Origin of the sequence: Rhodophyticola porphyridii (assembly GCF_003688285.1) — a bacterium.
In the GTDB taxonomy this organism is placed as follows: domain Bacteria; phylum Pseudomonadota; class Alphaproteobacteria; order Rhodobacterales; family Rhodobacteraceae; genus Rhodophyticola; species Rhodophyticola porphyridii.
The window spans coordinates 36,749-43,898 of record NZ_RCNT01000013.1 but is presented as its reverse complement, the minus strand read 5'-3'; the positions used below and the strand labels follow the sequence as shown (position 1 = coordinate 43,898).

The 7,150-nt window shown below is 63.3% G+C and carries 6 protein-coding genes and 1 pseudogene; 1 reads left to right on the top strand and 6 read right to left on the bottom strand.

The genetic code is table 11. The annotated features are described in order from the left end of the window. Window positions 1–181: 181 nt before the first annotated feature. A pseudogene (locus tag D9R08_RS18370) lies at window positions 182–953 on the top strand (IS5 family transposase). A 101-nt stretch (window positions 954–1,054) separates the two neighbouring features. On the opposite strand, the gene D9R08_RS18365 reads toward D9R08_RS18370, so the two are convergent. The 6 genes from D9R08_RS18365 to D9R08_RS18340 all read right to left on the bottom strand — a co-directional run bounded on the left by D9R08_RS18365 (window position 1,055) and on the right by D9R08_RS18340 (window position 7,115). Beyond that, window positions 1,055–2,506, bottom strand: a complete 1,452-nt coding sequence (locus D9R08_RS18365; RefSeq protein ID WP_121899585.1) for an aldehyde dehydrogenase — start codon at window positions 2,504–2,506, stop codon at window positions 1,055–1,057. An 18-nt stretch (window positions 2,507–2,524) separates the two neighbouring features. Continuing rightward, on the bottom strand, window positions 2,525–3,238 hold the full coding sequence (locus D9R08_RS18360) for an ABC transporter ATP-binding protein (RefSeq protein ID WP_121899588.1): 714 nt from the start codon (window positions 3,236–3,238) through the stop codon (window positions 2,525–2,527). Then, a complete protein-coding gene (locus D9R08_RS18355) occupies window positions 3,231–3,959 on the bottom strand; it encodes an ABC transporter ATP-binding protein (protein ID WP_121899584.1) in 729 nt (242 codons plus the stop codon). Before D9R08_RS18355 ends, D9R08_RS18360 begins: the two co-directional genes overlap by 8 nt. Beyond that, window positions 3,956–4,906 (bottom strand): branched-chain amino acid ABC transporter permease, encoded by a 951-nt coding sequence (locus tag D9R08_RS18350; protein WP_121899583.1) that lies wholly within the window; start codon window positions 4,904–4,906, stop codon window positions 3,956–3,958. Before D9R08_RS18350 ends, D9R08_RS18355 begins: the two co-directional genes overlap by 4 nt. Window positions 4,907–4,910: 4 nt before the next feature. Beyond that, the gene (locus D9R08_RS18345) at window positions 4,911–5,780 is read right to left on the bottom strand and encodes a branched-chain amino acid ABC transporter permease (RefSeq protein WP_121899582.1); all 870 of its coding nucleotides are present in this window, start codon (window positions 5,778–5,780) and stop codon (window positions 4,911–4,913) included. A gap of 99 nt (window positions 5,781–5,879) precedes the next feature. Next, complete coding sequence (locus D9R08_RS18340; protein ID WP_121899581.1) at window positions 5,880–7,115, bottom strand: amino acid ABC transporter substrate-binding protein; 1,236 nt, start codon at window positions 7,113–7,115, stop codon at window positions 5,880–5,882. Between the last annotated feature and the right edge of the window lie 35 nt (window positions 7,116–7,150).

Sequence of the window (7,150 nt, the reverse complement as noted above, 5' to 3'; positions counted from 1 at the left end):
AGAAGGGCTCAAGACGCGCCATCTGCGCGTCTGTTAGCCAGAAAAGATCAGACATGTTCACCGCTCGTTTTTTGAACCGTGAATCATGCCGCCACCCAAAAATCAATGGGTCCTGACCCTAGGCCGTGTTGACAAAGGGATTCACACTTTTCGTCAGGTGTGACTCAAGCTGGTATCTGCAGTGGAGAGCAGCTTGGCACGAGACCTGATATCGGATGAGCAGTGGGCGTTCTCTGAGCGGTTCATCCTGTCTGTCCGAGCCCCTAACAGGCGTAAGCCCATCAATCACCGCCTTGTTCTGGATAGCCAGAACCGGATCCCCGTGGCGCGACCTGCCTGATGAGTTCGGCAAATGGTCAGGCAACTACCGGCAATTCCGCCGCTGGACACTGCCGGGATTTTGGGAGGACACATGGACGCCCTGAATGAAAGCGGGGCGGTCCCGCACCCCCTGCAGATGATCGACAACACCGTGTTTCGCGCCCGCCATCAGGCAGCGGGCGCTGAAGGGAGACACGGCGACAGGGTTTTGGGCGTTCAAGAGGTGGCTTCACGACCAAGATCCACCTTCTCGTCACGCTGCAGGGCTGCCTATGGGGACGAGGATCACTGCGGGGCAAACCTCCGACTATCTCGGCTTCGATCAAGTCATGGCTTATAACCTGCCCACATCAAGCGTCCTGTTGGCTGACCGAGGCTATGACGCTGACAGCATTCGCGAAATCATGGACAAATGCATCTCCTACCCGTCATCCCAATGCGCAAATCACTCAGGACGCGCATCGGCGTCGACCGCTCCTTGTATCGTCTGCGCAACCTGGTCGAACGCTGCTGCAAGAAACTTGAGAAACGCCCGCCGTGTCGCCACCCGCCACGACAAGACAGCAGAAAGCGTCCTCGGCTTCGTCGACATCACGTCGATCGGACTTCGGGTCCGACATTTGTCGACATGACCTAGATGACTGCCCAGCTTTCCGGGAAAACTTCCGTGATGCTGACGGTCACGGAAGAAAGCCGTGGCCGCCAGACTGCCCCCGGAACAGCAGGACCGGCGCTATATCGGATAATGCGGGATGCCCTCCTGGATCGTGATCCAGCGAAGTTCCGTGAACTCCTCAATCCCCGCCGTACCGCCGAACCGACCGTAGCCGGAGGCCTTCACTCCTCCGAAGGGCATCTGCGCTTCGTCGTGAACCGTCGGTCCGTTGATATGACAGATGCCCGACTCGATCCGTCGCGCCACGCCCACGGCCCGCATCACATCGCGGCCGAACACGCTTGCCGAAAGCCCGTACTCGGTGTCGTTGGCAACCCGCACCGCTTCATCAATGGAACCGACCCGGACGATGGCGGCGGTGGGGCCGAAGCTTTCCTCGGTATAGATGCGCATGGTCGGCACGACATTGTCGAGCAGCGTCGCCTCGATCAGGACGCCATCGGTCGTGCCTCCCGCGATCAGGTCTGCGCCCTTGTCGACCGCGTCGGCGATCAGCCCTTCGATACGCTGCGCGGCGGTGATGTCGACGACGCAGCCGAGCGGGGCCGCAGCCTCGCGCGGGTCGCCCGTCTTCAGGGTGCGGACCTTGGCGGCCAACGCATCCACGAAAGTATCGGCGATGCCCTCCTGAACGATGATGCGCTCGGTCGACATGCAGATCTGGCCCTGATTCATGTAGGCCCCGAACGCCGCCGCAGCGACCGCCGCGTCGATATCGGCATCGTCCAGCACGATCAGTGGTGCCTTGCCGCCGAGTTCGAGAAGCGCGGGCTTGAGATGTTTGGCTGCCGATTGCGCGATGATCCGACCGACGCGGGTGGAACCGGTGAAGTTTACGCGGCGCACGGCGGCATGGCCGATCAGCGCTTCGACGATCTGGGCCGCGTCTGCCGGATCGTTCGAGACGGCGTTGAGGACGCCCGGCGGGAAGCCCGCGCTCTGGATCGCCTCCACGATCAGCCGATGGGTGCGAGGGCAAATTTCCGAGGTCTTCAGCACGACCGTGTTGCCGCAGGCCAGCGGCATCGCGATCGCCCGGACGCCCAGGATCACGGGAGCGTTCCAGGGCGCCATGCCCAAGACCACGCCCACGGGCTGGCGGATTGCCATGGCCATGCTGCCCGGGCGGTTCGAGGGGATGATCTCGCCCTTGATCGAGGTCGTCAGCGCGCCTGCCTCGCGCAGCATGTCGCCCGCGAGCTTGATGTTGAACATCGCCCAGGGCTTGGTCGCGCCGATCTCGTCCGCCATGGCGGCGACGATGTCTTCCGCGCGCGCCTGAAGTGCATCGGCGGCCGCGTTCATCAGGGCGCGTCGTTCGCCCGGGCCCGTCGCGGACCAACCCGGGAAGGCCGCGGCGGCGGCATCGGCCGCGCGCGTCGCGTCCTCGACCGACGCGGCGGCGGCAACGGTGGCCGTCTCGCCCGTCAGCGGATTATCTCTCGTGAAGGTGCGCCCGCCCGATGCCTGTACGTCCTCTCCGGCGATCAGCAGTTCCAGCATTTCCATAGTCGATCTCCCTGTCGGTCAGCTTACGGTTCCTAGAAAAGCGTTTTGCACGGCGTCGTCGGTCAACAGGTCGTCGGCAGACCCCTCGCCCGTCAGACGGCCGGCTTCCATCAGATATCCCCGGTCGGCGATGCCCAGGCTCAGCCGCACATTCTGCTCGACGATCAGCAGGCCGACCCCGGTCTCGCGGATCCTGGCGAGAGCACGGAAAAGCTCCTGCACGACAATCGGAGCGAGACCGAGGCTTGGCTCGTCAAGAAGCAGCAGATCGGGGTTCGACATCAGCGCGCGGGCAATCGCCACCATCTGCTGCTCGCCGCCCGACATGGTGCGCACGATCTGTCCCTGCCGCTCGGCAAGGCGCGGAAAGAGATCGTGGACAAGCTCCAGCCGTTCCTTCTCCAGCGCGCGCGCGCGGGCGGGGTTGGCGCCAAGCCGGAGGTTGTCGCGCACCGTCATGCCGCCGAAAAGGCCCCGCCCCTCGGGCACCAGAGCGATGCCGGCGCCGGTGATCTCATGGGCCGGAGTGCCCGTCACGTCACAGTCCTGAAACCGGATCGCCGATCCGGGCTGGGCGGTGATAATCCCCGAGATGGCCTTCAGAAGCGAGGTCTTGCCAGCCCCGTTGGCGCCAAGAATCACCACCGTCTCGCCGGGGGCAACGGTGGCCGAGACCCGATCAACCGCCAGATGCTGGCCGTAGCGGATGGTGACATCTGAAAGCTCAAGCATGACCATCACCCAGATAGGCCGCGACCACACCGGGGTCCTTCAGCACCGTCTCCGTTGGACCGTGGGCGATGATCTCGCCCGCGTTCATCACCACGCAGCGTGCACAGAGCGCGCGCACCGCATCCATGATATGTTCGACCAGCAAAACCGACATGCCTGCGCCTTGCAGACGGCGGACAAGGTCGATGCCGATCTGAAGCTCGGATGGGGTCAGGCCGGCGAGCCATTCGTCAAGCAGCAGAAGCGCCGGTTCGGATGCAAGCGCCCGGGCCAGTTCCATGCGCTTCTGGTCGATATAAGTCAGGTTGGCGACGTTCTCGCCACCTCGCCCACCAAGGCCAACGAAGGCGAGCTTCTCTTCTGCCAGATCGCGGGCATCCGGCCCCCAATGCTTGAAACGTCCGAAGGCGAGAGAGACAAGAACGTTTTCGGCCACGGTCAGCGACGGCAGCGGGCGGACAAGCTGGAAGGTGCGTGCGACGCCGTGCCGGGCGATGCGGTCGGGGCGCAGGCGACTGATACGCACGCCCCGCAGCGTGATCTCACCGGCCGTGGGCAGCAGAGCGCCGGAGATCATGTTGAGAACGGTCGTCTTGCCCGACCCGTTGGGACCGAGCAGGCCAACGACCTCACCATCCGCCACGTCGAAGCTCACATCCTTGACTGCCACCAAGCCGCCGAAACGCTTGCGCAAATGGGTGATCTGCAAATGAGAGCTCATGCCGCACCGCTCCGTTCCTTGTCTTCGGGCGGTACCTTGCCTGCCGGGCGACGCAGACCTTCGATCTTGGCCAGCACCCCCTGCGGCAGGAAGAAGACGATGCAAATGAAGAAAATCCCCAGAATGATCGAGAAATAGTTCGGGAAGTTGGCGGAAAGCCATTCGAACAGCAAAAACAGCGGAACCGCGCCAAGTGCGGGCCCCCAAAGCCGGGTGGCCCCGCCCAGAAGCGCCATGATCAGCGTCAGAAACGAGATCGTCGGATTGAACACGATGGCCGGCTCCACATAGACCCAGCGCGGTGCCTGGATAGCGCCGACCAGTGTGATGATCGTGGCGCTGAGCGCGAAAAGCATGAGCTTGGCGCGAGAAACGTTGATACCCGCATGGGCCGCCACGACCTCATCGTCGCCAACCGCCCGCAGCGCCAGCCCGAGACGGCTGCGGCTGATCCACCAGGACAGAAGCAGCGTGACCGCGGCAAGCGCTAGAAGCTGCCAGTAGATATGGATGCCCTCGAACGGCAGGAAAATGTAGCGGCCGAGCGTGCCGGTCACGTTGACTTCGTACCATGTGACAAGCTGGCGGATCAGTTCGGCCAGCCCGAAAGTGAAGATCACGAAATAGATACCCGCAAGGCGCAGCGTCGACAGCCCCACGATCAGTGCGACGGTCAGGCCGATCGCGCAGGCGCAGAGCAGGACCAGCGGGTAAGGCAGGGTTTCGGACAGAACCGCAACGGTATAGGCGCCGATGCCGAAAAAGGCGACCGTGGCGAGCGAGACATAGCGGGTGGGGCCAGAGAACATCGCCCAGGCCGAGGCCAGCACGACATAGCCCGTCATGCCGACCAGCAGCCCGATACCATAGGCATTCAGGAACAGCGGGGCCACGGCGAGGCCGGCAAGGGCGGCCGCGGCAAGGATGAAGGCAACGGTCGTACTCATGCGCTTACCCCGCCTGTCCGAAAAAGCCGGTGGGACGCAGGATCAGCAGCAAAAGGAAGATCGTATAGGTCGCTGCAAGGGTCAGCCCGGGATCGATGTAAGCGGCCACAAAGGTCTCCACGAGGCCGAGCAGAAGCCCACCGATCAGCGCGCCGGTCAGGCTCCCCTTTCCTCCCAGGATCACCACGATAAGCGCTTTCATGGTAAAGATGACGCCGATGGTGGCGGTGAACGTCTGATACATCGAGACGACAACGCCCGCGGTTGCGGCAAGAGCGCCGCCAAGTGCGAAGGCGGTGCGCGCCGCACGATTGATGTCGATGCCCACAAGCGGGGCATTCTCCGGCGCGATGGAAACGGCGCGCAGCGTCATTCCCCATCTCGTACGGCTCAGCACGAAGATCAGCGTGATACCGAAAACGAGCGCAAGAAAAAGCGCCAGAAGACGGTTCGCGGCAACGATCGTGCCAAAGAGATCGACCGGCGTGTTAAGAAAGGTGTAGCCGGTGTAGTTACCGCCGAAGGCCACCAGCAAAACACCCTGGATCACGAAGAGCAGGCCGAAGGTGACAAGGATGGAATCGACTTCCAGCGCGCCCGCATTTGGCGCGCGGGCGACCAGCGGGCGCATGATGAGCCGGTAGATGGCATCGCTCAGCACATAGCCAGCCGGTACGACGATCATCAGCGCCAGTATCGGGCTCAGCCCGAAAACCGAAAACAGAATGAAGCTGGCGAAACACGCGGCGATGATTGTGTCGCCATGCGCCAGGTTCATGATCCGCGAGATACCGAACTGGATCGTCAGGCCCATAGCGACCAGCGCATAGGTGCCTCCGGCGACCAGCCCGGTGATAAGTGTGTCGATCAACATCTGCTGTCTCTTACCGCAAGCCGGGACGACTGGTTCACCCCGCAGGAAGCGAGATCGGGCCCGCCTGCAGTTCCATGCGGGCCCGATACTGCCGAAGGCTCAGTTCCAGCCCGGTTTCGGAAGTTGCGGCGCGCTGGCTCCTTCGCGGTCGGTAGGCGCGACGCCGACAAAGGTACCGCCCTGCCATTGTCCGACCCACCACAGATCGCGAAGCTGGTTGTTTTCCAGCGTGATCGTGCCCGCCGCCGTCTCGAACGTGCCAGTCGCCAGTTCCTGCGTCACGGCCTCCCGGTCAAGCCCGACCCGTTCGATGGCCTGCTGCAGCATCTGCAGGCTGGAATAGGTGATAACGCTGGCCCAGTAATCTGCAGGCGCGCCGATGACCTCTTGATGGCGTTCGCGATAGGCTGCGTTCTGCGGGTTGTTGGGGTCGATGCCGCCAAGGCTCATCACGCCCTCCACATTCTCCGCGTTCATGTTCTGAAATACCGGGAACCCCGCGCCGACACCCAGATAGAAAAGCGGCGGGCTGTAATCGACGACCTGCGACTGCTGCATGAGCGCGAAAGTGTGCGGAGGATAGGAGAAGGCGACGAAGCTGTCGGCGGTTGTGGCCCGCGCCTCGTTGAGGATGGTGGAGAAGTCGGAGGTTCCGACGGGGAAGACCTCGTCATAGACAAGCTCGAACCCGGCCTCGGCCAGAGCGGGCCGCGCGGCATTCACCAGATCGATCCCGAACCCGTCAGCGACCGAGATCATGGCGACCTGATTGTTGATCGCACCGGCATCGCGTGCCTCGGCCATCACGGCGGCCAGGGCGGTCGAATAGTCGGCGCCACCGCCCAAAAGCCAGAAACTCGACGGCCAGCGCTCGACGAATTCCGGCGCGCGGTCGGTCACAGCCGTCACGGCGATCTGAGGATAGCCGGCGCGCGCCATCAGCGGGGCGATGGCAAGGTTGAAGCCCGTACCCCAGGGCGGAAGGATGAAATCGACCTCGTCCTGGGTGGCCAGACGCTCCACCGCGCGCACGGCTTCTTCCGACGAGGACCGGTCGTCATACTCGATCACCTCGATGGGCAATCGGCTTCCATCGGGCAGGAGCAGGCCGCCCGCGGCATTCACGTCTTCGACCCAAAGGCGATAGTTCGGGATCGTGGTGATCCCGGCGCCACCGGCGTTTGCACCGGACAGGGAAACAGCATATCCGATTCGGACCGACGTGCGGTCATCCTGCGCGGTCGCGCCCTCCGACATCGCGGACAAGAAAAGCGCAGCAGCGCCAAACGCAGATACGGAGCGCAAGAAAGCGCGCCTCAGAACGGTCTGTGACATTGATTCCTCCCTATATTTGCGGCCCGCTTTGCGCG